The sequence below is a fragment of the Zhongshania aliphaticivorans genome, from assembly GCF_902705855.1.
In the GTDB taxonomy this organism is placed as follows: Bacteria; Pseudomonadota; Gammaproteobacteria; order Pseudomonadales; family Spongiibacteraceae; genus Spongiibacter; species Spongiibacter aliphaticivorans_B.
Genome location: NZ_CACSIJ010000015.1, coordinates 31,258 through 57,642 on the forward strand (window position 1 = coordinate 31,258; position 26,385 = coordinate 57,642).

The window sequence follows — 26,385 nt, forward strand, 5'->3', positions numbered from 1 at the left end:
AGCTTGAGATATGACGTTTACTTGATGCTCGCCTTCGCAAGTATTAGGAGCTACATGAAAATGCTCGTCCTTGCGAACGCGGGGACCTTACTTTTGCGTCTACCGTCTCCCATCAAGCGCTCTGCCCAAACAAGCATGCCCTGCACACTAGGGCTTTTTTCTATACACTGCTGCCAGTAACAACTAATAAAAAAGGCGTCAGATGAACACACTGCGATTTATCATTGCCGACGACCACCCCTTATTTCGCGCGGCACTTAAAGCAAGCCTTGCCCAGAATTTTGTGGGCTGTACCGTCAGCGAAACAGCATCCATCACCGAACTACAAAACCTGCTACTCAGCGACAACACCAGCGACCTCATATTGCTAGACTTACATATGCCGGACGCACAAGGCTTTAGTGGCTTAATACATCTGCAAGCCCACTACCCAGAAATTCCAGTTATGGTCATTTCAGCCAGCGAAGCACCAGAGGTAATGTGTCGCGCCATTGATCATGGTGCAGCAGGATTTCTACCTAAAAGTAGCCACGCAGATACCATAACCAAGGCTATTAATGCCGTCATCAGTGGTGCCCGCTGGCTACCTGAGGGAGTTAATTATCAGGCGGGCTTTGATAGCAAAGAACAAAAAATGGCCAGCGGTATCGCCAGCCTCACCCCACAACAATTTCGGGTAGTCACGCTGCTGGTACAAGGCCTGCTCAACAAACAAATTGCCTACGAGCTCAGTGTCACAGAAGCCACGGTGAAAGCTCACGTGACAGAAATTTTTCGTAAGCTCGGCGTTCATTCTCGTACCCAAGCGGCCTTGGCGTTTAGCCAATTAGACGTTAACCCCCAACACCTAGCCTGAGCGCATAACTATTGACGCAATAGCAATTGCCGCATCACGCCTCGCAGGGCAGCGGGTTTGACCGGCTTGGCCAAAAAATGATACCCCGCGCTTTCTACCTGCTCTCGTACTTCAAGGCTATTGTCTGCACTGATCACCACCGCAGGTAAGCGAGTATGCCAGTGGTAATTTAATGTCTGTAACAGCGCCAAACCAGTCTCATCGTTATCCAAATGAAAATCCGCCAGCACAATATCTGGAGCTGCCTCTAACTGCCACTGGCCCAAAACCTCACCAAGGTTCGCCGCACTAAAAACACGGCAGCCCCACTGACTAAGTAAGGCCTGCATACCGGCGCGAATACCCACTTCATTGTCTATACACAGCACACTGATCCCCGCCAATTCAGACTCTAAATCGGCTAGCTTATTTATAGCTCGGGGTTCCTGGCGCTGGCCAATAGGTATTTGAATGGCAAACACGCTGCCCTGCCCTTCAGTAGAGTGAAGCGTGACTTCGTGGCCAAGTAAACCACTAATACGCTGAACTATAGACAAGCCCAAACCCAGCCCTTTTTCAGAATCATTATGGGCCGCACCTTGAGCCCGCTCGAACTCATCAAACACCCGCTGCTGATCTAACTTGGCGATGCCAGGCCCGGTATCCCAGACCTGAATCAAAACATGATTACCCCGCCGCCGACATCCCAACAAAACACCTCCCGAGCGGGTGTAGCGTAAGGCATTGGAAAGGAAATTCTGAATAACTCGTCGCAATAACTGCTGATCGCTATAAACCCACACATCGCTTGACCGAAAGCGCAGCGCTAGACCATTTTGCTCGGCAATTAATCCGCATTCCCGGGCAAGCGGCTCAAGAATATCTCGCAAACAAAAGTCGCGCCGATCAAGCTGAATATTTCCAGAGTCCAGACGGGCAATCTCGCGCAGCGACGTAATTAAATTTTCTGCGCCGACCAAGGCCGAATCGATATGCCCTACCTCAGCCGCGACATCACTACCCTTAGTACGATGGGCCAAGGCCGCGGTAAATAGCCGCGCCGCACTTATCGGTTGTAATAAGTCATGACTTGCCGCCGCCAAAAAGCGACTTTTACTGGCATAAACCGTATTTAATTCCCGCTCAATTTTGGCACGCGTTTGATTCTCTGTTGCCAGTGACTCATTGGCTGCAGCCAAGGCCGAGGTCCGCTCAATCACCCGTCGCTCTAATTGATTTTTAGTCTCGTCCAGCTCATCGAACATACGCCGATATTCGCTAATATCAGTGTAAGTGGTGACATAGCCGCCGCGCGCCATCGGTGTGCCACAAATTTCAATGACCAAGCCATTCGGTAAAGCTCGCTCAATGCGATAGGGCTTACCTTCACTTAATAATTCCAAACGCCGCGCAATTGCACCATCTACATCCGTGTCGGCGTTTTTCAAATACCCTCGCTCAGCATTAAACTGATAGACCTTGGCAATGGGACAACCGATATACAAAAGCCGCTCTGGAAAACCAAATAAGTCAATATAACGACTATTCCACGCCACCAAATCTAAATTAGCATCAACTACGCTAATCCCCTGCGGAACAGTCTCTAAGGTAATTTGCAGCAAATCTTGGCCAAACTGTAACTGCTTAGAGCTGTCACCAATCAGTAAAACAAACTCATCGAGCTGCAAAGGCCTTTTACGCTGCAATAAATCCAAGGTGCGGTGGGCCGACACCGCGCCAACAATAGCGGCTAATGCTGCCTCGACTTCTTTTACAACAAACCTTGGCGCGGGATCATTCGGCAATAACCGCTGCCCCATGCGCTGCTCAAACCGCTGCCACAACTGCTGGCTACGCTCGTTTCCCAATAGCGGGGTTAGCATGCGCTGTAATTGCCAAGATTCGATTTCAGTTAGTTCAAAATCGGCTTTTTGATAGCCCCGATTCAAATTCAGTTGAGTAAAGGCACGTGCCTGACGCAGTTCAATGGCCCGAAATCGACTCAAGGCCGACACCAACACCAAGCTCACACAGTTAAGTAGCAAGCTCCAGAACACACCGTGAGTCAGCGGATCAAGAAAATCTACACCTAGTAAAGCCTCGGGCCGCAACCACGACACCCCAAACAAGCCTTGCGCCAATAAAGAGTGCTCTTGCCCCAGCAGCGCAGGAAGTAACAAGCAATAAAACCATAAGGCGCCACCGGTAAATAAACCGGCAATAACACCGCGTGAATGCGCCCTAGGCCAATACAAGGCGGCGAGAATAGCGGGTAGTAATTGTGCAGCGGCGGCAAAAGACAACAAGCCCAGCGACGCTAAACCACCGCGGTTATTAAGTTGCTGCTCCAACAACCACGCCGCCAGCAATACCGCCGCGATTGCACCGCGCCGTACCAACTGTAACCAGCGGGCATTAATACTGTGGGCGCGATTAAAAAACTGCCACAGCGGCACCATCCACTCATTACAAATCATGACCGAGAGTGTTACGCAGGCCACAATGACCATCCCGGTTGCCGCCGACAGGCCGCCAAGTAAAGCCACTACCGCTAAGCTTGTGCTGCCCGCAGCCAACGGTGCAGACACCACCAGCATATCGGCGGCTCCACCTTCAAGCGCTGAACCACCGCCTAAGAGCGACTGCCCCAGTAGCGCCACCGGCGCAATCAAAATACAAAATAAAGCCAGATACATCGGAAATATCCAGCGTGCGCTGCGCATATCTCGTCGACTGTGATGCTCTACCACCATGACGTGAAACTGGCGCGGTAAACAAACGATGGCCGCTGCCGCCAAAATCAATTGCGTAATAAAATTAACAGGCTCTGGCCAATCGGCTAATTTCCCATACTCGATCTCTAAACCGCTTTCGCTCGCTGCAAACAACACGCTTAGCGCAAACACGCCAACCGCGAGAAACGCCGCTAACTTTACTAGCGACTCTACGGCAATCGCCGCCATTAAGCCTCGGTGGCGCTGGCGCTTATCGACAACGCGGGTGCCAAATGCCACGGTAAATGCCACTAAAATCAGAGCAGCGATAAAACTCGTGCTACTGTGATTCGCCTCCAAAGTGGGTTGCCACAAATGCTGTACCGTCAGCCATGCCTGGGTAACGGCCTTTAACTGCAAGGCAATATAGGGAAGGCTGCCGGCCACTGCAATTAAGGTCACCAAGGCCGCAAGAAACTGATGTTTGCCGTAGCGCGAGCCAATAAAATCGGCAATTGACGTTACCCGATTGCGGGTGCTCACCACCGACAGCCTACGTATAAACGGCCACGCCAATACGAATAGCAGAATGGGGCCGAGGTAGATGGGGGCAAACGACCAGCCGTCATTCACCGCTTGGCCAATCGCCCCGAAAAATGTCCACGAGCTGCAATACACCGCCAGCGACAAACTGTAAATCAAAGCGCGTAGTGTGGCCGGGCGCTGAGTATGTCGGTCAGCCCACCATGCAATTAAAAACAAACACGCGACGTATACAAACGCCAATAACACAACCCACTGATTTTCCAGCACCTAGCCCCACCACACTTAGTTGACGACCAACTTACGAGTCCTCACAGTCTAGCCCAGAGACAGCCCAGCGGTACTCGACAATAGTCTACATTCGCCACCTTCGCGCCATGTAAACCCGCCCTTGGGCAGATTTACGGTATTAAGCCTTTCCCTCGACGCCAGCGATGCGTAACATTCGCACTCCGGAAATCAGGCTGATTTACGCTATACACCCTGAACCTACTCAATACATCGAGCTATACTCATACCCTATGTCTACTATTTTTATCGCCGGCCAACGCTGGATCAGCAACCCCGAACCAGAACTCGGTCTAGGCATTATTCTTGAAGCCGCAAACCGTCGCGTCGTCATTGCCTTTCCCGCGGCGGAAGAAGAACGCACCTACGCATCAGCGGCAGCACCTTTGTCGCGAGTCCTGTTCCAAGTCGGCGACAATATAGATGTACCCAAGCAAGGCCCGCTGATCGTCACCGAGCAGCAAGAACACAATGGCTGTATTGTTTATTTTGCCGAAGACGAAAATGGCGACATACACCCGGTGCCAGAACAAATACTGAGTGCCAATATAAAACTCAGCAATGCTAAGGAGCGCCTGCTCGCCGGCCAAGTAGAACATCACCGCCGCTTCGCCTTGCGCGCTGCCACCTTAGAGCAACAAAATACCAGCCAAGCCGCCAGCACCCGCGGTCTACTAGGGCCCAGGGTCCAACTACTACCCCATCAAATGTACATTGCCGCAGAAGTAGCAAGTCGGGCCGCACCCCGCGTACTACTGGCAGACGAGGTAGGCCTAGGTAAAACCATCGAAGCGGGCCTAATCATCCACCAACTATTATTACTTGAGCGCGCAAAACGCGTATTAATAGTGGTGCCAGACAGCTTAGTCCACCAATGGCTGGTGGAAATGCTGCGCCGCTTTAATCTCAAATTCAGTATTTATAATGAAGCGCGCTGCCGTCAAATAGACGAATATGAAGACGAGCCAAGCAGCATTTTCTTCGATGAAGAAGAATCAAAAGAGAAAGAAGAAAATCCCTTTGAAGAAGCCCAGCTCGTCATCTGTCCACTCAGTTGGATAAGCAGCCATGAACGCCGCCAGCAGCAACTCTGCGACGCCGGTTGGGATATGCTGGTGGTTGATGAAGCCCACCATCTGCACTGGCATGAAGACGGCAGCTCTTCAGATGAATACAAATTAGTTGAACGCTTGAGCGCAGAAATTGCGTCAGTGCTATTACTAACAGCCACCCCCGAAAATGCCGGTATCGACGGTCATTTCGCTCGCCTTCGCTTGCTTGATCCGGCGCGCTACCCAGACTTAGCCGCCTTCCTTGAAGAGCAAGGTCACTACGAAGAAATCAGCGAGCTAATACAAGGCTTAGCCGACACCCCAGACACAGCGCTTGGCGACACCGCGTTTTGTCAGCGATTGGATGCACTGCTAGGCAGCGATCAAATCACAGCCCTGCAGAAAGACCCCAGCGCGGAACAGCTAGATAAGACCATCCGCGACCTTCTCGATCGCTTCGGCACCGGCCGTATGTTGTTCCGCAACACCCGCGCCTCCGTCGGCGGATTCCCTAAGCGAGTTCTCCACGAGCACCCGCTAGCGATACCGGCTGGATATGAGCAAGCTTGCACCACCGCAACTATTGAAGAATCGCTACACCCTGAACAACTACTTGGTCCCGCTTGGCTAAAAGGCGACCCTCGTGTTGCATGGGTAGAAAAATTCCTGCTGCAAAATCCTGACGAAAAAGTGTTGTTAATCGCGGCAGATTCTAGCGCGGCGAGAGATCTTGAATTACACCTGCGGTTGCGCCGCGGTATCGCCAGCGCGGTATTCCATGAAGAACTCAGCCTGATCGAACGTGATCGCGCCGCTGCCTACTTTGCCGACCCAGAAGATGGCGCACAATTACTAATCTGTTCAGAGATTGGCAGCGAAGGTCGCAACTTCCAATTTGCACAACATTTGGTTTTATTTGATCTGCCCTTAAACCCAGACTTACTGGAACAGCGTATTGGCCGTCTCGATCGTATCGGCCAACTCGGCGACGTTAACCTACACGTACCTTATTACGCAGGCAGCGCCCAAGAAAGATTGCTGCAGTGGTATCGCGATGCCGTTAATATTTTCAAGCAACCCTGCACCGTCGGCAATGCACTCATCATAGAATTTGGTGACGAGCTCCATGCCGCACTGGCTAACACCGACAGCGCCGTTATTAGCGAGCTAATTAAGCGCGCCGCCGACAATGCCACTGACTTACAAGAGCATTTGCGCAAAGGCCGCAACCGTTTGCTGGAATTAAACTCTTGCCAGCCGCAACGTGCCGCCGAATTAATTACCGCGCTTGAATCAGAACAACGCAGCGACACCCTTGCCGAATACCTAGAAATGCTGGCAGAGCAATTTGGTCTAGATCATGAAGACCACAGCGACAACGCCATCATTCTGCGCCCCGGCGACCACATGATCACCGAGGCGTTTCCACACTTACCGGAAGACGGTATTACCGGCACCTTTGATCGCGACCGCGCACTCAGCCGAGAAGACATGTCTTACTTTAGTTGGGAACACCCACTAGTCAGCAGCGCCATGGACATGGTGATGTCTAGCGACTTTGGCAGCGCCAGCATATGTACCATCGCGGTAAAAGCACTCAAACCCGGCACGCTGTTGTTAGAAGCGTTTTTCAGCCCAGCAGTGCAAGCGCCAGCATGGCTGCAGCTACAGCGCTATTTACCCGCACAAAGCTTCCGCCTGGTAACTGACCAGCAAAACCGCAACCTATCTAACGCCGTTGCCCACAGTAAATTAAATCAATTAGCTCAAGGCGTGAAAAAAACCTTAATGCCGGTTTTACTCCGCGAAGTACGCAATACCATTACGGCAATGATCCCGCACCTAGAGAGCCTTGCAGAAGACGCCACCAAAGATTGGGTAAAAGCCGCCACCAAAGCGTATGAGAGTGAAAGAGGCAATGAACGCGAGCGTCTGCAGGCCCTCATGAGCCGCAATCCTCACGTCGCGCCAGAAGAGCTAGACGTCTTTGATCAAGAAACCGCAGTAGGTTTGACTGCACTGCAATCATTGCAACTCAATATGTCTGCACTGCGACTAGCCATTGTTAGTCAATAATTTATCAAGCTGCGAACGGGCCGGAGAACACCATGTATTTATTTTCAGTTAACGCCACCGCCAAAAAGACCCAAGGCGAGTTTACCGAAGGCGAGCAAGCGCCGTTTATTGCTTATATCGACTTTAAAGACATGTTCGGTGCAGAAAAATTAGCTCAGCTTTTCGTGATGGCTGAAGGCTTTCGCGACGTGACGATTGTGAAACGCAAACTTATCGACAACGCCCAAATTCCTAAAAATCCGGCCCTAGCAAAAGACCCACAAATTACTGAAGCTTTGGCTAAAGGCTATTGCGTACAGGCGTTTAGCGCGCATTAACGCCAAGACAATTCATCCACCTCACTCATCGCTCACTTTGTTTTTTTAAAACTATGATGTGCACCCATACAAAGTGTCAGTGCGCGATTATTGTATATCGGTAGATTTACAGGACATGCCGCCAAACATTTTTCTGCTGCCGTCTTATTGGCAGCGGATACATTAGAATCGCTATTAACCGCAGCCATACACTCGCCACGAATCCTCTCAAACTCATCCTGACTAATCTTTGAAGCATAAACAGGAAAAGCAAAAAATATTCCCGCCATAAATAGAATAAAATAACGAACCATATGACACCTCCATTGCAAATTAAATCATCCAAAACTAGAGTCTTTGTTAGTGAATCAACTAACAACGCATAAACCTACCAAAAACACTCCAGCCCTCGCACTCGAATTTACTGGCCTGAGTTTAAGGATTCCTTCAACACTTTTTTAAAACGCTCAAAATCTTCAATCTGGGGCAAATGCCCCAAGCCCGGCAGCTCGAATAATTTAGCATTCGGTATCATCTTAGCCGCTGCTTTACCCAAACGATCATAACGACCAAGTTCATATTCAACACCCGACCGCATCCACCCCCGACCTGGGCCAGTTCGGTCACGAGTGCCAATAATGAGACTAACGGGAACAGATAAATCCTTAAATTCAGTCACAACCGGCTGGGTAAAAATCATATCGTAGGTCTTCGCATTGACCCAGGCCATAAGCTCTTTATCTGGGCCATGAATCTGACCGACCATAAAGTGAGTGAGCGCCTCATAGCGCTCCGTCCATTGACCGTCATAATAATTTTGTTGTTGATAGCGCTTTATACTGTCGCTAGTTTTAGCCAACTCACTTTTATAAAAAAAATCGCTGTCCTTGTATTCCACATATTTCAAATAATTTTCTAGCCCTATTGGGTTGAGCAGAATTAGCTGCTGCGTTGCTTGCGGATACATCAGTGCAAATCGACTGGCCAACATGCCGCCCATGGAATGACCAATAACAATGGTCTTTTCAATATTAAGCGATGCCAATAATGACTGCGTCTGTTGCGCCATAGCGGCAAAGGAATATTGATAATTTGCCGGCTTGGAGGATTTACCAAAACCAATTTGATCGGGAATAAGAACCCCGTAGCCTTTACCCTGCAAAAAAAGTGCGGTTTCTGTCCAATAATCGGCGTTAAAGTTTTTCCCGTGCATCAAGGTAACAACCGCTTTATCCGCGTCACCCTTTAAATAAATAAAGGCCATCTTCAAGGATTGCCGCTGAGACTTTACGGAGAAAAAATTCACATCAAAATCATAGCTATAAGTACTAAGCTCGGCGTTATAAACAAGTTCGGCGCCTTTTTCCGTATTTTGTGCAAGCAGCGGTTGCGACAAAAACACACTGCATAAAATGCAGATCATCTTAAGACTGGACATATACGCTCGCGAGTTAAAAATAAACATAAGCCAAAATGAGTCCCTAATAGCATCGAAAAACAAAGGCTAGCAAAATTAAAAGCCTAAGCAATTTTTTTACATATTGCTCAGCGAGCGAGCCTCTTATTTATTATTTCCTTCCATCTTCGCCTTTAAGTCAGCAAAGGGATTGAAGGTAGCAGCTTTCACCTTCTTTTCAGTGGTACTGCCGTAGCGCACCAAGTTTTCGTATTTTGTATGCTCTTCGTCATGGCAATAAATACACAATAACTCCCAGTTACTACCATCAGGAGGGTTATTGTCGTGATTGTGGTCCACATGATGAACTGTTAACTCAGATAAACCCTTGCGCTCAAAATCGCGCGCGCAACGTCCACATGTCCACGGGTATAGCTTTAGGGCTTTTTCTCGATAACCGCTTGCACGCGTGGCATTGTATTCGCGCTGTTCCGCGAGCACCTGATCAAGTGTTTTTTTCTGGACAGTCATGTGCTTACCTATCGAGCTATTCATTAGATTTTATTGTTCACAGACAATAGAGCGCCGCCTAACTCGGCGCAAGCACTTCGTTGCCACGGTATATTTGCATTTTCATTTAATTAGCTGAGTTAACAAACCACAAAGCAAAAAGGCGCCCACTGGCGCCTTATCATATAACTACAGTAACGATCACAGACTTAATATTTTCTCGCCGCGAGCAATACCCGACACACCACTGCGAACCACTTCCATAATTGCCGCTTCGCCAACCGCTTCTAAGAATGAATCGAGTTTGTCTGCCGCGCCAGTTACCTGAATGGTATACACGCTGGGGCCAACGTCTACGATCTGACCACGGAAGATATCGGTGCAGCGCTTGATTTCAGCACGTTGCGCGCCGGTGGCACGTACTTTTACCAACATCAGTTCACGTTCGATATGCGAACCTTCCGACAGATCGACCAACTTCACCACATCGATCAAGCGATTAAGATGCTTGGTGATTTGCTCAATTTTGTGATCGTCGCCAATTGTTGTCAGCGTTAAGCGCGACAGGGTTGGGTCTTCTGTTGGAGCAACATTGAGCGTCTCAATGTTATATCCGCGCTGCGAGAACAATCCCACAACCCTCGACAAAGCACCCGGTTCATTTTCCATCAATACCGAAATAATATGTCGCATCATGTACGCTCCGTCTTGCTCAACCACATATCACGCATCGATCCGTTCGGCGCTATATGCATAGGGTAAACATGCTCGTGCGGATCAACGTGAATGTCCATAAATACCAAGTCATTCTTACGGGCAAAGGCTTCCTTCATTGCCTCTTCCAAATCACTTAACTGGGTTACTTTAATACCAACATGGCCGTAGGCCTCTGTTAGTTTGACAAAGTCTGGCAGTGAATTTTCGTAAACACTTTCTGAATAACGACCTTCGTACTGCATGTCTTGCCATTGCTTAACCATGCCAAGGTAGCCGTTATACAGACTGATAATTTTCACCGGAATATTGTACTGCGCGCAGGTAGACAGCTCCTGAATATTCATCTGGATACTGCCTTCGCCGGTTACGCAGGCAACGTCTGCATCAGGGAATGCCAACTTCGCACCCATCGCAGCAGGTAAACCAAAGCCCATAGTGCCGAGACCACCGGAGTTCAACCAACGACGCGGCTCATCGAACTTGTAATACTGCGCAGCAAACATTTGGTGCTGGCCAACGTCTGAGCTCACATAAGCTTTGCCGTGGGTTACTTTGCACAGAGTTTCAATAACCTGCTGCGGCTTAATAAATGGCGTAGAAAGGTCATAGCGCGGCTTAACCCACAGACCATGCGCATCGCGCCATTCATCAATTTGGCTCCACCAATGTTTCAGTGACGAGGCATCTGGCAAGCTACTATCGGCCTCCCGCATTTCACGAATTACCGCTAATAAATCCACCAAAACTGAATCTACCGGCCCAACAATCGGCACGTCAGCCGCAATCGTTTTAGAAATTGCCGCGGGATCAATGTCGATATGGACAATTTTAGCGCCGGGGCAGAATTTGCCACAGGTATTAGTAACGCGGTCATCAAAGCGCGCGCCCACCGCCAAAATCACATCGCTATGATGCATGGCATTATTGGCTTCATAAAATCCATGCATGCCCAACATACCAAGGAACTGACGATCACTGGCCGGGTAAGCACCCAAGCCCATTAGGGTATGAGTTACTGGGAAATTAAGTTCACGCGCTAATACTCGCAGCTGTTCAGAGGCATTGCCCTGAACCACACCACCACCGGCATAAATAACCGGACGCTTAGCGCCCAGCAGTAAGCTAGCTGCTTTTTTAATCTGCCCAGAATGACCGCGAGCCGCCGGCGTGTAAGAACGCAGCTTTACCTTTTTAGGGTAGTTGTACTCAAACTTGTCATGCGGATTGGTCAGGTCTTTTGGTAAATCAATAACAACAGGACCGGGGCGACCACTAGAGGCGATATAAAAGGCCTTTTTAATGATCTCTGGAATATCTTCGGTACGAGACACTTGGAAGCTGTGTTTTACGATGGGGCGAGAAATACCCAACATATCAGTTTCTTGGAACGCGTCTTCACCAATCAGGTGACTCATTACCTGACCCGATAACACCACCATTGGAATCGAATCCATATACGCGGTCGCGATACCGGTAATGGCATTGGTTGCACCAGGGCCAGACGTGACCAAGACCACACCTGGCTTACCAGTCGCACGTGCGTAACCGTCGGCAGCATGGGTCGCTGCCTGCTCGTGACGCACTAAAATATGGGGGACTTTACAGCTTTTAAACAAAGCATCATAAATATGCAGTACTGCACCACCGGGGTAGCCAAAGATGAATTCAACACCTTCGTCTTCCATGGCACGCGCGATCATTTCGCCGCCAGATAACAACTCCACTGAAATACCCTCGATTCAGTTTGAATACGCAAAAATCTTGTTAATAGCATCGCCGAGGCAAGCCCTCAGCAAAAGATATGAAACAAGAACAAAGATGTCGAAACACATTACCACCGGTTCTCAGCCGACACGGCTGAATTCCGGGCGAAACGCCAAAATGCTGCAACGCAGCGTTTATATGCATCGCGGGATAACGCGGTGCGGGCAATCTCGCAACACAGGTCATGTGTCTGCAGAGTGAATGGAACTACTCGTAGGTAGCAGTACGACACGATGAGTCATACTCTGTACTTTGGCCACAGGTAAGCGGCGCGGAAAACAGCCATTTGCTATCGTAAAGATAGACTGCGTATTTTTTAACCTATGGCCGTCTGTGTCAATACCAAACAATGACTTAATTCAGGGGATTTGCCCACAACCCCACCTAAATAGACATTTATAAGACCAAATAGCGGCTGTTTTTCCACGCTGTGAATAATCTGCCATAATCAAATCAACTTATCGTAACGGCCGACATCAATTATGAAAAATTCTGCTCTAACAATGTTACTTTGCGCAGGCCTCCTAGTATGCAGCTTAGACGCCAGTGCGGACAAAACTGGTTACTACCGCTGGGCAGACGATGAAGGCAAACAGCATTTCACCCAACAACCGCCGAAGGGCCGAAAATACGATTTTGTCGAAACCCGCAGCGGCGCCACCATCCACAGCGATGGCACTGATCTAACAAGCGCTAACGAACCGGAAAATAATGGCAACGATGCAGCGCCGGAAAAAATGGAGATTCTGCCGCCCAAAGACCCCGCCCTATGTAAAAAAGCTAAAGGAAATATGCAGTCACTCAAGGCCAATGGCGCGAGAATACGGATCACCAATGCCGACGGCAGCACCCGCATGTTGAATACAGAAGAAATTAAACAACAGGAAAATCGCGCTCAACAAGTCATCAAGCTACACTGTAATTAGATCTCGCCTTAAATACGCTGCGCAGCCATATAAAAGCCACTGACCACGAGCAATATGGCCGCCAGCGGAAAAACCCGACGCTGATACAGGGGCAGAAAACTAAAACGATACAGCACCGGCAACACAATAATCACCAAGGCCAATTGCGCCAACTCAATACCGACATTAAAACTGCCCAGTGCTAATAGCTTTAAAGGGCTCGCCGCCAACAAATCCGACAACACCCCAGCAAAACCAAAGCCGTGAATCAAACCCACCCCCATTGCCAAACCACGCTGAAAACGCACATTAACGTCCATTAGCGCCATAGCTGCGGCCAAGCTAATAGACAAGGCGATGGCAATTTCCACCGGCTGTGAGGGCAAACTAAACCAGCCCAAGCTCGCCGCTATCAAAGTAAAGCTATGCGCCAAAGTAAACATGGTGATCACCAAGGCTACGTCGGTGAATACCTGCCGCAAAGTATCTACTTCTACACCGCTGACTTTTCGGCGCGTGGCTGGTAACAGCAAGGCCAATAAAAACAGCATGTGGTCGTAGCCGACCAACAAATGCACGACGCCCTGCCATAAAAATACGCCGGCTGTACTTAACGCAGAAATACGCTCACCCAAGACCACCGAACGATTCGACGGCGACATTACGCTAAGTTGCTTTTCGCCACTTAAATCACTCACTATCAGGGCGCGGTGCAGGGGATCTATATCAAACAATAGGGAATAGTCTAGACGCACTACCGAGTGAGCCAGGCAATCAGATGTTAACGACCACGATGTGTAGGGGCCATCGGTGTGCTCGCAAATACCCTCTAGTTTAATCCCCAGTGAACAGGGCTCGTCATTGTGACTCAGCACAATATAGCCAGCGAGTAATGTCGAAAAAGCAGGCTCTGCAGCGCGCAACTCCCCCCAACTTACTGAGCGATCTTTATTTAAATCTAAGGCCTGAATACGCGCCATATCTTGCACAGCAATATCTAGGCGTATTTGTTGTGCGGTGATATATATAAAGCTATCACTGGCTTTATGCGCCAAGACCACATTAGGAAAGACGAACGAGGCTAAGAGCACACTCAGAAGAAGTAATAAGCGTCGCATTACTGCACCAGCCTATTAGTTTTAACGGCTTCCCGCGCTCGCAATAAAATCACCACATCAGGCCATTCACGCTGATGCTCCCAATTCTTTTCGGCCATTGCCAATGCTGCCTGCGGCTGATGCTGTACGTCTAATAAAAATTGCGCGTAGGCACGCTTATGCACAATCTCTCCGCGCCACAGCGCTTCATCAAAACGTTCTCGCAATATTCTTGTGAGTGCCGCCCCCTCACCCAGATGTTGCTGGGCGATAGCGCGGCTCACCGCTAGAGCATCGACCGCAAGGTAATCTTCAGTCAAAGAAATCACCTGCTGATAATCACCTTGATTTAACAGCACGCTAGCAAGACGCGCTCGGGTATATAAATCATCACGATTAAGTTGCAAGGCAAGCTGCCACAAGCCAAGCGTGTCTTCACGACCTGCGCGTTCAGCTATATCCGCCAAGGTTCCACTCGCCCAAATTAATGCAGGTCTGTCGCCAAATACGCCGAACTCAGCCATCGCATGTTTAAGCTCACTATATGCGGTATTCGCATCGCCAGTTACCGCCTGTAACTGCTGCGTACAACTGGCTACGTAAAGGTTATTTCCATATTTTTTAAGTGCCGAGCAGGCTTGCCCAGCAGCTTGGTAGTTACCGGTCACAAAGGTGATAGTAAAACGCATCATTAGCGATTCGAGGTTATCTGCCTTCATATCTGAAATCGTGTTGAGATCAGCTATAGCGTCATCAAATAGATGTAGGCTTTGCCTGAGTGAAGCGCGGTAGGCATAAAATTGTGCGCTGCGCTCCGCATTTGGAATTGCGGCCAACTCACGCTCGGCAGCACCTAAAAATCGGGGGTTAGCGGTATCTCTAAATAAAACCAATGCCTGCCTCGCGGCATCCAGATGTTGCTGCGGTGTACTATTTGAGTCAGAGGCGGCTATTGCAAGGGAGGAGCCAAGGAGAAATACAATCGTCTCGTCGTCGCTGGGCTGATAAACCTCTGGCCCACCGATGCCTGAATCCAAGTAGTCAGCCGATAGGCGACCGGAAAAAATTATAAAGAATAAGGCAGCAAAAAAAATAGCGTGACAGTGAATACACCGCCGCGCTATTTCTTGCATCGAGCTACAATTGATAAAGTTACAGGCTGTCGACATCGATCGAGTCTGAGCTGTCTGTAATATTTTTATCATTCACTGATATCGGCTCGGCATTTGCGTCTTGCACAATTACCGAGGTGAGCAGCTGATTCGCACTGATTGACGAATCACCGCCACCTGCTCGACCATCGTACTTACCGTCGTCGTTATTACACGCCGATAAGCCAAGCCCCAAACAGATAAACAGGCTGCATTTAATGATGGTATTCATAAACGCCTCCTTATCTATTCGCCGTTGCTACGCCAGGAATCGGCGTGTTCAAGTAAGGGAACACCGTTAAGTAATCAGCTGTTGACGGTAAAGCGCCGTCATTAACCACCCCACCGGGGTTAGCGATAGCCGGCGATGCACCACTAAGATCGCAGGTTTGCAAACCATTGAGACCCAATAGCGCACCTTCAGCAACCGTAAGCGCAATATCTACGACATCATCAGTAACACGGCGGCCATTCGGAAAGCCCGCTAGATCACAGCCCAAGAAACCAAGATCACTGTAACCCGCAGCACCTGGAACTACCGGCGGAATGGCCACATTCATCCGCAGCATTTCACCCGGTGTAGTCAGGTTTGCAGGCGCGGTAAACTTGAAGTTTGCTGGCGTGTCATTCGGGCCAGTCGTTACACCCGTCACAAAAGCGGCCAACAAGTCATTTCGTGGTGTTGCCGGCACAGCGGTAGCGCCAGGAAACAACACATCAATCAGTACTGGTAGCGTTGGGTACAACACATAGGCACCGAAATTTGCCACATCGTCTTTTGGCTCGCTCGCATTAAATTTGTCTTTGTCGGTGATACCAATAACCACTTCATTGACCAGTGGGCTACCCAAACGAGAGACTTGTGTCCACGCGCCAAGTTCTACAGAAGGACCTTTGCCGGAGTCGGTATCGGTCGGACCAGTCGGCGATGGATTAAGCACACGACCCTGACGTTTACTTGCCGTAGTCCATGCACCAATCACCGTGTCGTCACCGCTGGTTAAGCAGCTTGACGGTATTTCCAAGGCCAGTGAGGTCACGTTTTTGTCATCAATGGTATTGCTGCGAGAATCACGCGCGCCCAGTGGGTTAAGGTTTACTTGGTCGAATATTTCACCCAAATTCACCACAAAGCCTTCACGGCGCTGCCCAACAAACAAACGACCTGGGGTAGAACAACCTGGCACCGCAACGTCGTAAATATACTGGTTGGCGTAAGTCTCGTAGTCAGGAATCGTCAGCGCGCCGATATTATCGACAGGCTTAGTGAAGGTAGTATTACTGCCACCAGTCTCGCTCACTGCACTGCTAGTACCGGTGCGGCGATCGCCTGTTACGACATTAACCGAATACGTTTCAACGACATTAAGAAGGCCGGTTTGACCACCGACAGCACTCGCTGGCGCAACCGCCGCCAAAGGCACTTGCACATCGCTGCCAGCGCCAGTGTCTATACCACCATCGCGAATTAAACCCGATGCATTGGCTTGGCCATAGGCGTTGTTAAATCTAAATTGGAAGCTTAAATCTTCTACCGCATCACCGTCGTTATCGACGTGAATTTCGTATAGCGCGGTTGGGTCCATGGTGAAGTAGTTTGGCCCGCCGTAAGCATCTTGCAGCGGCTGATAGTTAGCGATTAAAGTAACAAAATCGCCGCGACCAGCTTCATAGCTACGGAACATGTAGAAATCTGTACCATCAACCTTAGGCGAACCGGCAATAAACGGTGCCTCCCGATGGCTAGACGCAAGTGCAAATTGGCTGATAACGCTTGCGCTTAGTAATGACAGCGCAAACACCTGCCCCCGTGTAGATATTTTCATCTTAGCACCTCGGTTATTATGGATTGTCCGCAGTTTGTACGCGGCCCCACTCAACACAGATCACTAAAATAAAAATATCTACACGAGCTTAGCGCTCAAGTCATAAGAATCACTATTGCAAGCGCGCTACACCGAAGACAATATCATCGCCATCAACGGTCGCCTTGATCACCTGTCCCGGACTAAATTCACCCTTAAGAAGCCGCTGCGCCAAGGGATTTTCAAAACGCTGCTGTATTGCTCGCTTCAACGGCCGCGCACCGTACACTGGGTCGAAACCGACATCGGCCAAGCGCGCCATTGCCTCATCACTAATTTCCAAACGCAGCTCGCGTTCCGCTAAACGGCTATTGAGAATAGCTATTTGAATACCGGCAATGGCCCTAACTTGTTCTCTGTCCAGCGGCTCGAAGACCACTAATTCGTCTACACGGTTAATAAACTCAGGTCGAAAATGCCCCGACACCACATTCAACACTGCATCGCGAATTTTCGGATATTCGCTGCCAGCCATCGTCATGTCTTGAATGACATCTGACCCGAGATTCGAGGTCATCACGATCACGGTATTTCTAAAATCGACTGTCCTACCCTGACCATCGGTTAGGCGGCCATCATCTAAAACCTGCAATAAAATATTAAACACATCGGGATGCGCTTTTTCGACCTCATCTAACAGCAACAGAGAATAGGGTCTGCGACGCACCGCTTCCGTCAAGTAGCCGCCCTCTTCATAGCCGACATAGCCCGGAGGTGCGCCAATCAAGCGTGCAACAGAGTGCTTCTCCATAAACTCCGACATATCGATACGCACCATGGCGTCTTCGCTGTCGTAAAGGAACATGGCCAGCGCTTTACACAACTCAGTTTTACCAACGCCGGTTGGCCCTAAAAACAAAAACGAACCGTTAGGGCGATTTGGATCACTCAAACCGGCACGAGAACGCCGCACCGCATTCGACACCGCATCCACCGCGTCACTTTGACCAACCACACGACGATGAAGCTCATCTTCCATGCGCAGTAATTTATCGCGCTCACCCTCTAGCATTTTGCTGATGGGAATACCGGTCCAACGCGATACGACTTCGGCGACTTCTTCTTCGGTAACTTTATTGCGTAACAGCTGCATTTCGCCGTGATCCACGGAATCGGCATCGACAAGCTTTTTCTCAAGATCAGGAATAACCCCGTACTGCAGCTCTGACATACGGGTTAAATCACCCGCGCGGCGGGCACTGTCCATATCTAATTTGGCTTTTTCGAGATCGACTTTAATTTGCGCAGAACCCTGCAAAGCCGCTTTTTCGCCTTTCCAAATTTCCTCTAAGTCGGCAAACTCTTTACCGACTTTTTCAATATCAATATTTAATTTTTCTAATTGCTTACGCGCCGCATCGTCATCTTCTTTCTTCACCGCTTCACGCTGAATTTTTAATTGAATCAGACGGCGCTCAAGCTTATCCATTACCTCCGGTTTTGAATCGATCTCCATTCGAATGCGGCTCGCCGCTTCGTCTATCAAATCAATCGCTTTATCCGGCAGCTGCCTATCAGTGATGTAACGCTGCGATAACTTAGTCGCCGCAATAATGGCCGAGTCAGTGATATCAACACTGTGATGCACTTCGTAGCGCTCTTTTAAACCGCGCAAAATGGCAATGGTGTCTTCTTCTGATGGCTCTTCCACCAAGACCTTTTGAAAACGACGCTCTAGCGCCGCGTCTTTTTCAATAGACTGGCGATATTCATTTAGAGTGGTGGCGCCAACGCAATGCAATTCACCACGCGCCAAGGCGGGCTTTAACATATTGCCCGCGTCCATGGCGCCTTCAGCCTTACCCGCGCCAACCATGGTATGTAATTCGTCGATAAATAATATCACTCGGCCTTCTTCTTTACCCAGTTCATTCAATACCGACTTCAAACGCTCTTCAAAATCACCACGAAATTTGGCGCCCGCTAGTAAGGCAGCCAAATCCAAAGACAACACCCGCTTACCCTTCAAACCTTCGGGCACTTCGCCGTTGACTATTCGCTGCGCCAAACCTTCAACAATGGCGGTTTTACCCACGCCCGGCTCGCCGATTAATACCGGATTGTTTTTCGTTCTACGCTGTAAAACTTGAATGGTGCGACGAATCTCATCATCGCGACCAATCACCGGATCGAGCTTGCCAGACGCCGCNCTTTCGGTAAGGTCGATAGTGTATTTATCTAAAGCTTGGCGAGACTCTTCAGCCGAAGCATCGTTTACAGGCTGACCACCACGAACTTTATCAATAGCGGCAATTAAAGCCGGTTTAGCGACGCCGTTGTCGGTGAGTAATTTTGCGGTTTCACCGCCAACCTCTAACATCGCCAATAAAATTAATTCACTTGAAATGTAACTATCTTGACGTTGCTGAGAAAGCTTATCGCAAACATTGAATATCCGCGCCAAAGTTTGAGACACATGAACGTCACCGCCAGCGCCCTGTACAGTTGGCAAACGATTTAACTCAGCGGCTATTTTTTGTTCCAAGGCCGGCATATTTGCACCAGACTGCGCCAAGAGCGGCCGAGTACTTCCGCCTTGCTGTTTTAGCAAAGCAGACAGTAAATGTACCGCTTCGATATATTGATGGTCTTTACCAAGCGCGAGCGATTGCGCATCGGCGAGCGCGGTTTGCAATGAATTAGTGAAACGATCAGCACGCATGTCAGCTTCCCCAAAAAATCAGATGAAATAACGAAGCCATACTTCGTCTTCCCTGAACAATAAATGGGGTGTGAATAAGAAAATTTCAAGCAGGAAAAACTAAGTAGATATTCTTATTAGAGTCTAGCGGCGATAAATAAGACTAACTTGTCGACCGGTTTGACCGTCGCGACGAAAGGAATAAAAGCGATTCACATCGGCATAAGTACACATATCACTACCGCCAATCCATGCCAAACCCAAATTCTGAAGTTGAGACCGAGCTAAAGCATTAAGATCGGCATAAAAATGTCCCAGCTTATCGGAAGACGGCCTAAACGCATCATCAATTTGGGCTTTAGTCACACCGGCAAAACCGCTTACAAAAGCCTGATACACCTCTGGCCCAACCTCAAAATACGCGCTTGAAATTGCAGGCCCAAACCATGCCATTAACTCTTGGGGCGGACAATCAAATGCCTTCACCGTGTTTGCCAGCACGCCGGCACACAGACCCCGCCAACCAGCGTGAGCGGCAGCAACTGCGCTGCCGTCTGTTCGACAAAACAATACTGGCAGGCAGTCGGCCGTTAATACCGCACTGGCAAGACCTTTTACATGGCTAATACTTGCATCTGCTCGCAGCGGTGCAGAAACCGCATTAGACGCATCGCAGACCTCCACACCGTGAACCTGCTGCAACCACGCAATAGAATTTAAGCCATCGCACGCTGAAATTAAGGCATCACGGTTTTGATCAACACTGGCGCGATCATCATCGACATGATCGCCGAGGTTAAAGTGGGAATACGGCGCTACGCTGGCACCAGCAAAGCCGGCGACACCAAGTCGGGTAGTAGCGAGCGCCACGACATTCGCGGGCGCAGGCCAATCCGGCACTATGAGTGAATCAACTGCCATGAATCACCACCGCACAGAAATGATACCCCACCCAGAAGCAGAGTATCGGGGACAAATAACAAAGATCTAGCGAACATCTTCCGTCGACAATACCGCCAACAAGGCCTTCATATCATCAGGTAAAGGCACTTCCCATGACATGGTATCGCCCGTGATTGGGTGCTCTAGCTCCAACTTTCGCGCATGCAAGGCCTGACGGCCAAAGCCACGTAAAGTCGTAATCAGTAAATCAGTCGCGCCCTTAGGTAGACGTGGACGTCCAGCGTAAAGCGGATCACCCAACAGGGGGTACTTTATATGCGCCATGTGCACTCGTATTTGGTGAGTACGACCGGTTTCCAAGAAACAGCGAATATGGGTATGGGTGAGAAAACGACGCGTCACTCGATAATGCGTCACCGCTTCTTTGCCGCCAATCTGGGACACCGCCATCTTAGTCCGCTGACGTGGATGACGCCCCATGGGCTCATCCACCGTGCCACCGCCGGTCATGGTGCCAAACACCACGGCGTCGTATTCGCGGTGCACTTCCCTAGACTGCAGCTGAGAAACTAAGCTGGTGTGCGCCTCGATGGTTTTTGCGGCGATCATTAAGCCCGTTGTATCGCGGTCAAGGCGGTGAACAATACCAGCGCGGGGGACTTTATCAATTTCTGGAAAGTGATTTAACAATGCGTTGAGCAGCGTACCGTCGGGATTACCCGCGCCAGGGTGCACAACAAGGCCCGCCGGTTTATTGATGACGAGGACGTACTCGTCTTCATACACTATGTCCAAATCAATGGGTTCTGCCACCGAGCGCACTTCAACCTGCAACTCGGCCTTCAAAAACAGGGTTTCGCCATCCAACACCTTGTCACGCGTGCGCCTTACCTTGCCATCAACGGTAAGCTCGCCACTTTTGATCCACGTCTGCAGCCGAGAGCGGGAGTATTCAGGGAACAACTGCGCCGCCACTTGGTCGAAACGCTCGCCATTGTGGGCGTCTGGGACAATTTCCTGTCGTTCTATAATTTCGGTCATAATGTGATTCTTTATACCATCATCCGGCTGTGTTTAAATAGCAGACCCTCGCCACGGCAAGGTGTCGTCGGGGATATTCCGCCATTTGGAAAAATTACATGAAAGCTGTCGTTAAAGTCTTTGTACTACTGTTTATTACCATTCTGGTCGTTGGCTGCGCCAGCAAACCAGAGCGCTCGGAACTCTCCGAACGGGAAATCTACGAAACGGCGCAAGGCTACCTGAAAAGCAAGAACTTTGCATTGGCTGTGGATAATTTACAGCTACTGGAAAGCCGCTACCCCTTTGGGCCTTACGCTGAACAAGCCCAGCTAGAAATCATTTACGCCCATTACCGCCGCGGTGACAACGAGGCTTCCGTTGCGGCTGCAGATCGCTTTATTCGCCTGCATCCCCAGCACCAAAAAGTTGATTACGCCTATTATATGCGCGGCTTGGCCAACTATACCGATGGTGAAGGTTTCTTAGAGCGCTTTATCCCCACGGATATGACCCAGCGCGACCCTGGCTCGACCATTCAATCATTTGATGATTTTCGGCAGCTGCTGCAGCGCTTCCCAGACAGCGAATACGCAGACGACGCCAAAGCGCGCATGATTCAATTGCGAAATCGCTTGGCCCGCTACGAAATCAATGTCGCCAACTACTACTTTAAGCGCAAAGCCTATTTGGCTGCCGCTAACCGTGGCCGCTACGTCATCGAGAACCTACCACAAACACCTGCCACACCAGACGCACTCGCGGTTATGGTACAAGCCTACCTACTTCTTGGTATGAGCGACTTGGCAGAGCAATCCCTAACGGTACTACGTAAAAACTACCCTGATCATCCATCGCTGGATAAAAAGGGCAACTTTATTAGTCAGGTTGGGATTGAGCAAGAAGGCTCTTTTGTGAACAAGGCGACCTTGGGCTTGTTTGATCGCTACGCGCCACCGAAATTTGACAATCGCGAAGAGGATTAAGGACTAGCTAGACGTCGGGTGACTGACGTCTGATGCGAGCGAACACGAAGCCCGAGATGTTAATTCATCGTCTCGGGCTTTTTTGTGAGCTAAGAAACCCTCAACACCCAAACTAGGACAGCAGCTTGTCCGACCACCTACTTTGCCATGCCGTCAGACATCCGACCCCCGACATCCAGCCGTCGCCTCAACATACTCCTGCAACTTGGCCTCAGCTTCATCGCCAAACAAAATCTCACAGGCTTCTTTCAAGCCCGGTGCATTGATGATTTCTTCACGGCGCACGACCAAAGAAATCTTAGAGCGGCGACGTAAGAAGTCTTCTAGCTTGGTAATCATTTCGCGGCGCGCGGCGTGCTCAATTTCGCAACGTAAATACTCAGCATTTTCGATTAACAATTCCACACAACTGGGGTCTTCACGAATCATTTCTAGCATTTCAATGGCGCTGCGACCATAACGCCGCCACAGGCGTTGGGTTAGTGGCTCCGAAGAAGAGGCGTCAGTCATGTCATCCAAGCCCATCAACATGGCTTGGTGCATAAATTCCTCTTTCACACTATTACTCGGCTCGCCGTACCAGCACTTAGCAGGAAACGGCACGGCAACGCCTAATTTGGCCACAATATCCGACACTTCATCGCCCACATTTAAGCAGTCAGTCAACTTGCCACCAAAAATACTCAGATGTTGATCGGCACTATTAATATCGATGGCGTGCTTGCGGGATAGCTTCACCCAGTCCGCGACGCCATCACGGCCTTTTAATGCGAGGGGCCTCACACCACAACGCTCAGCAATCACGTCATCTGTAGTTAATGGCCGTTCCAATTTTAGTAAGGCATTGACGTTGTCGAGTACAAACTGGCGGTCTGCCGGAGTCAGCTCCACTTCGGGACTCGCTTCCTGCGTATCGGTGGTGCCAATACAGGTTTTTGGGCCCATTGGAATAACGAAAAACAAGCGTCCATCGCTGGCGAAAAAAGTTAAAATCCGCTGGGTATCAGACACCCGATCTACAATTAAATGAACACCCTTGGAAAACAAATGCCGATGATCGGTGTGCTGCCCAGTTAACTGATTATGCTTATCCACATAGGGGCCGCAGGCATTAATCAACACGCGGCTGCGCACCGTAAATGTCTCGCCGCTCATATTGTCTTTCAACTGTGTGTGCCACAAACCACCCTTGCGCACAGAACCGGTAGATTCAACATAATTCGCGGCAATGCAGCCGTAGTTCAAGCTGGTGCGAATAAAGTTAAAGACAAAACGCGCATCGTTGTCATACAGATAGCAATCGGAATATTCAAAACCTCCCACCGCTTTAGACGTATCAATCACCGCCTCTCTTTTACTGAGACCAGCGGGACTCAAATACTTTGGCGCACGGGTGACAAAGCGACCAATTATCCAATAGAGAATCGTACCGAGAAATACAATAAACGCAGGAAAGCGGAAGCCTTTCTGAATGGTCGTCAGAAAGCGGATTTCTTTTACCGTTGAGGGGTAGCTGCGCATCAAATGATTGCGGCTGCGGCACAGCTTATCGACCAAAAAATATTCGTGATTTTCTAAATACTTAATGCCGCCCCACGCTAAATTTGAGGAGTTCGAACTCGTCAAACCGGCAAAGTCTCCCTTATCGACCAAGGCAACCTTCACCCCCTTAGCCGCCAGCGAAGCAGCAGATACCGCCCCGTTTATACCGCCACCGAGAATAAGCACATCAAAGTAGCCATCACGCAGTTTACTTACATTGCTTGCCCGTAATTCCATTGTGGCCCCGAGTGTTTTTGGACGTCATTAATAAAAAGTGCGATATGCAAACCATAAAGCGCAGTCGCACAGCCAATTAGAAATTAAGCAAAAAGAATTGTATGAGGTCGCCGCAGCTCATCGCGACAAGAAGCAGGCCTAGTCGCCAATTACCCATTTTTGCGTAATCGGGTAGCGGCGGTCCCGACCAAAACCACGCTCGGTAATACGTGTTCCAATTGGTGCTTGTCGACGCTTGTATTCATTGAGGTCTACCAAGCGCAAAATTCGGTATACCATCTCACGCTCAAAGCCGGCTGAAATGATAGTCTCTGCGCTCTCGTCGCCTTCGATATATCGCTCAAGCACCTGATCCAAAATATCGTAGGGCGGTAAGCTATCTTGATCTTTTTGATCCGGCGCCAATTCTGCCGACGGCGGCCGATCAATAACCCGCTGCGGTATTACCGGCGTTACTGTATTGCGGTATCTGGCTAGCTCAAACACTCGCATTTTAGACACGTCTTTTAGTACGTCGAAACCACCAGCCATATCACCATATAAAGTAGAATAACCCACAGCAACTTCACTTTTATTACCGGTAGTGAGTACCAAATAGCCTTTCTTGTTTGAGATGGCCATCAGCAATACACCGCGACAGCGAGCCTGCAAATTCTCTTCGGTTTTATCGGCAGACATACCCGCAAATTCGTCACTCAATGCGGCCATAAAACTGTCGTACATCGCTTCAATCGACATGACCTTGTAACTAACGCCCTGCACCTTGGCCTGAGCCTGGGCGTCTTCCATACTCATAGACGCGGTATAGCGAAACGGCATCATCACTGCCTCTACCCGATCTGCACCTAAAGCATCAACAGCAATAGCCAAGGTCAATGCCGAATCAATACCGCCGGACAAACCCAAAACCACACCATTAAAACCATTTTTATTTACATAATCTCGCACGCCGAGCACCAGCGTTTCATAAATATCTTCTAGCACTGGACGCAGGTCAGTGACCTCGCCATCATCAAACCGCAGGCGGCGACCATCCCAGCGAGCCGTCACGCAATTTATATATTCAACATAGGCAGGACTGCGCGCAATTAACTCACCCTCCGCAGATACCACCATAGACGCGCCATCGAACACTAACTCGTCCTGCCCACCGACGAGATTGCAGTACACTACCGGCATACCACCCTGCCACGCGCGCTGCGCCAAAAGCGCTTCGCGCTCTATTTGCTTACCGGCATGAAATGGCGAGGCGCTAAGATTCAACATTAGCTGTGCGCCTTCGGCTTTAGCGCCGGCCGTGGGGGCATCTTCCCACACGTCCTCACAAATGCTGATCGCCGTCGGCACGCCGAAGATATCCATCACCAAGGTATCTCGGCCTTCTTTGAAATAACGCTTTTCATCAAAAACGCGGTAATTCGGCAAGCACTGCTTGTGATACTCGTTCACCAATTTGCCGCCAAAAAACACGCCGGCGGCGTTATATAAATCGCCATCAATAGCCCGCGGATAACCAACAATCACATAGCATTTAGGCGCATGGCTCGCGATGCGCTGTAGAGCACGCTCAACCCGATGGGCAAGACTAGCGCGCAATAATAAGTCTTCTGGTGGATAACCAGTCACCACCAACTCGGGAAATAAAATCAGCTGGGGATCATGACGCGACACGGCTGTTTCAATAGCGGCGACGATCTTATTGGTATTGCCCTCGATATCTCCGACGACGGGATTTATCTGAGCCATAACGATACGCAGGGAAGTCATCAATGCAATTCCATAAATAAAAACGAGGCCGTACTCGGTCGTCCCGAGATCAGCACATGAATACAGCGCATTATTCTAGC

Annotated in this window: 20 protein-coding genes; 5 read left to right on the forward strand and 15 right to left on the reverse strand. The window is 49.7% G+C overall.

The annotated features are described in order from the left end of the window. Positions 1–202 precede the first annotated feature (202 nt). Positions 203–856: a response regulator transcription factor gene (locus GVJ32_RS14295; RefSeq protein WP_159240770.1), complete on the forward strand. Its 654-nt coding sequence runs from the start codon at positions 203–205 to the stop codon at positions 854–856. Between the two features lie 8 nt (positions 857–864). Here GVJ32_RS14295 and GVJ32_RS14300 read toward each other — a convergent pair whose 3' ends face one another. Beyond that, complete coding sequence (locus GVJ32_RS14300) at positions 865–4,362, reverse strand: hybrid sensor histidine kinase/response regulator (protein ID WP_159240771.1); 3,498 nt, start codon at positions 4,360–4,362, stop codon at positions 865–867. Between the two features lie 251 nt (positions 4,363–4,613). Here GVJ32_RS14300 and rapA point away from each other — a divergent pair, with 251 nt between their 5' ends. Further along, on the forward strand, positions 4,614–7,508 hold the full coding sequence (rapA, locus tag GVJ32_RS14305; RefSeq protein WP_159240772.1) for an RNA polymerase-associated protein RapA: 2,895 nt from the start codon (positions 4,614–4,616) through the stop codon (positions 7,506–7,508). A gap of 32 nt (positions 7,509–7,540) precedes the next feature. Beyond that, positions 7,541–7,825 carry a hypothetical protein gene (locus tag GVJ32_RS14310; RefSeq protein ID WP_159240773.1) on the forward strand — a complete coding sequence of 95 codons (285 nt, stop codon included), beginning with the start codon at positions 7,541–7,543 and terminating at the stop codon, positions 7,823–7,825. A 32-nt stretch (positions 7,826–7,857) separates the two neighbouring features. Here GVJ32_RS14310 and GVJ32_RS14315 read toward each other — a convergent pair whose 3' ends face one another. From GVJ32_RS14315 to GVJ32_RS14335, 5 genes are all read right to left on the reverse strand, one after another. Next, a complete protein-coding gene (locus GVJ32_RS14315) occupies positions 7,858–8,118 on the reverse strand; it encodes a hypothetical protein (RefSeq protein ID WP_159240774.1) in 261 nt (86 codons plus the stop codon). Positions 8,119–8,225: 107 nt separating this feature from the next. Then, positions 8,226–9,242: an alpha/beta fold hydrolase gene (locus tag GVJ32_RS14320; RefSeq protein ID WP_159240775.1), complete on the reverse strand. Its 1,017-nt coding sequence runs from the start codon at positions 9,240–9,242 to the stop codon at positions 8,226–8,228. Positions 9,243–9,365: 123 nt separating this feature from the next. Continuing rightward, complete coding sequence (locus GVJ32_RS14325) at positions 9,366–9,731, reverse strand: YajD family HNH nuclease (protein WP_159240776.1); 366 nt, start codon at positions 9,729–9,731, stop codon at positions 9,366–9,368. A gap of 180 nt (positions 9,732–9,911) precedes the next feature. Then, positions 9,912–10,403: an acetolactate synthase small subunit gene (gene ilvN, locus GVJ32_RS14330; RefSeq protein ID WP_159241018.1), complete on the reverse strand. Its 492-nt coding sequence runs from the start codon at positions 10,401–10,403 to the stop codon at positions 9,912–9,914. Beyond that, the gene (locus GVJ32_RS14335) at positions 10,403–12,151 is read right to left on the reverse strand and encodes an acetolactate synthase 3 large subunit (RefSeq protein ID WP_159240777.1); all 1,749 of its coding nucleotides are present in this window, start codon (positions 12,149–12,151) and stop codon (positions 10,403–10,405) included. The genes ilvN and GVJ32_RS14335 overlap by 1 nt, the downstream gene beginning before the upstream one ends. A 522-nt stretch (positions 12,152–12,673) precedes the next feature. Here GVJ32_RS14335 and GVJ32_RS14340 point away from each other — a divergent pair. Then, entirely contained in the window at positions 12,674–13,117 is a 444-nt protein-coding gene (locus GVJ32_RS14340; protein ID WP_159240778.1) for a DUF4124 domain-containing protein, read from the forward strand. Between the two features lie 8 nt (positions 13,118–13,125). Here GVJ32_RS14340 and GVJ32_RS14345 read toward each other — a convergent pair whose 3' ends face one another. The 7 genes from GVJ32_RS14345 to rluD form a co-directional block, all read right to left on the reverse strand. After that, the gene (locus GVJ32_RS14345; RefSeq protein WP_159240779.1) at positions 13,126–14,214 is read right to left on the reverse strand and encodes a HupE/UreJ family protein; all 1,089 of its coding nucleotides are present in this window, start codon (positions 14,212–14,214) and stop codon (positions 13,126–13,128) included. Continuing rightward, the gene (locus GVJ32_RS14350) at positions 14,214–15,230 is read right to left on the reverse strand and encodes a hypothetical protein (RefSeq protein WP_159240780.1); all 1,017 of its coding nucleotides are present in this window, start codon (positions 15,228–15,230) and stop codon (positions 14,214–14,216) included. The genes GVJ32_RS14345 and GVJ32_RS14350 overlap by 1 nt, the downstream gene beginning before the upstream one ends. Before the next feature lie 115 nt (positions 15,231–15,345). Beyond that, positions 15,346–15,576 (reverse strand): hypothetical protein, encoded by a 231-nt coding sequence (locus GVJ32_RS14355; RefSeq protein ID WP_159240781.1) that lies wholly within the window; start codon positions 15,574–15,576, stop codon positions 15,346–15,348. Positions 15,577–15,586: 10 nt separating this feature from the next. Continuing rightward, complete coding sequence (locus tag GVJ32_RS14360; RefSeq protein WP_159240782.1) at positions 15,587–17,170, reverse strand: DUF4331 domain-containing protein; 1,584 nt, start codon at positions 17,168–17,170, stop codon at positions 15,587–15,589. Between the two features lie 112 nt (positions 17,171–17,282). After that, entirely contained in the window at positions 17,283–19,871 is a 2,589-nt protein-coding gene (gene clpB, locus GVJ32_RS14365) for an ATP-dependent chaperone ClpB (RefSeq protein WP_159240783.1), read from the reverse strand. A 123-nt stretch (positions 19,872–19,994) separates the two neighbouring features. Beyond that, the gene (pgeF, locus tag GVJ32_RS14370) at positions 19,995–20,771 is read right to left on the reverse strand and encodes a peptidoglycan editing factor PgeF (protein ID WP_159240784.1); all 777 of its coding nucleotides are present in this window, start codon (positions 20,769–20,771) and stop codon (positions 19,995–19,997) included. Between the two features lie 66 nt (positions 20,772–20,837). Then, positions 20,838–21,794 carry a 23S rRNA pseudouridine(1911/1915/1917) synthase RluD gene (rluD, locus tag GVJ32_RS14375; protein ID WP_159240785.1) on the reverse strand — a complete coding sequence of 319 codons (957 nt, stop codon included), beginning with the start codon at positions 21,792–21,794 and terminating at the stop codon, positions 20,838–20,840. 98 nt (positions 21,795–21,892) lie between these two features. Between rluD and GVJ32_RS14380 the strand changes: the two genes are divergently transcribed. Beyond that, on the forward strand, positions 21,893–22,759 hold the full coding sequence (locus GVJ32_RS14380) for an outer membrane protein assembly factor BamD (RefSeq protein WP_159240786.1): 867 nt from the start codon (positions 21,893–21,895) through the stop codon (positions 22,757–22,759). A 153-nt stretch (positions 22,760–22,912) separates the two neighbouring features. Here GVJ32_RS14380 and GVJ32_RS14385 read toward each other — a convergent pair whose 3' ends face one another. Together GVJ32_RS14385 and GVJ32_RS14390 are read right to left on the reverse strand one after the other, a co-directional pair. Next, positions 22,913–24,538 carry a glycerol-3-phosphate dehydrogenase/oxidase gene (locus GVJ32_RS14385; RefSeq protein WP_159240787.1) on the reverse strand — a complete coding sequence of 542 codons (1,626 nt, stop codon included), beginning with the start codon at positions 24,536–24,538 and terminating at the stop codon, positions 22,913–22,915. Between the two features lie 138 nt (positions 24,539–24,676). Next, positions 24,677–26,305, reverse strand: coding sequence for an NAD+ synthase (locus GVJ32_RS14390; protein WP_159240788.1), 1,629 nt, complete (start codon positions 26,303–26,305; stop codon positions 24,677–24,679). Positions 26,306–26,385 lie beyond the last annotated feature (80 nt).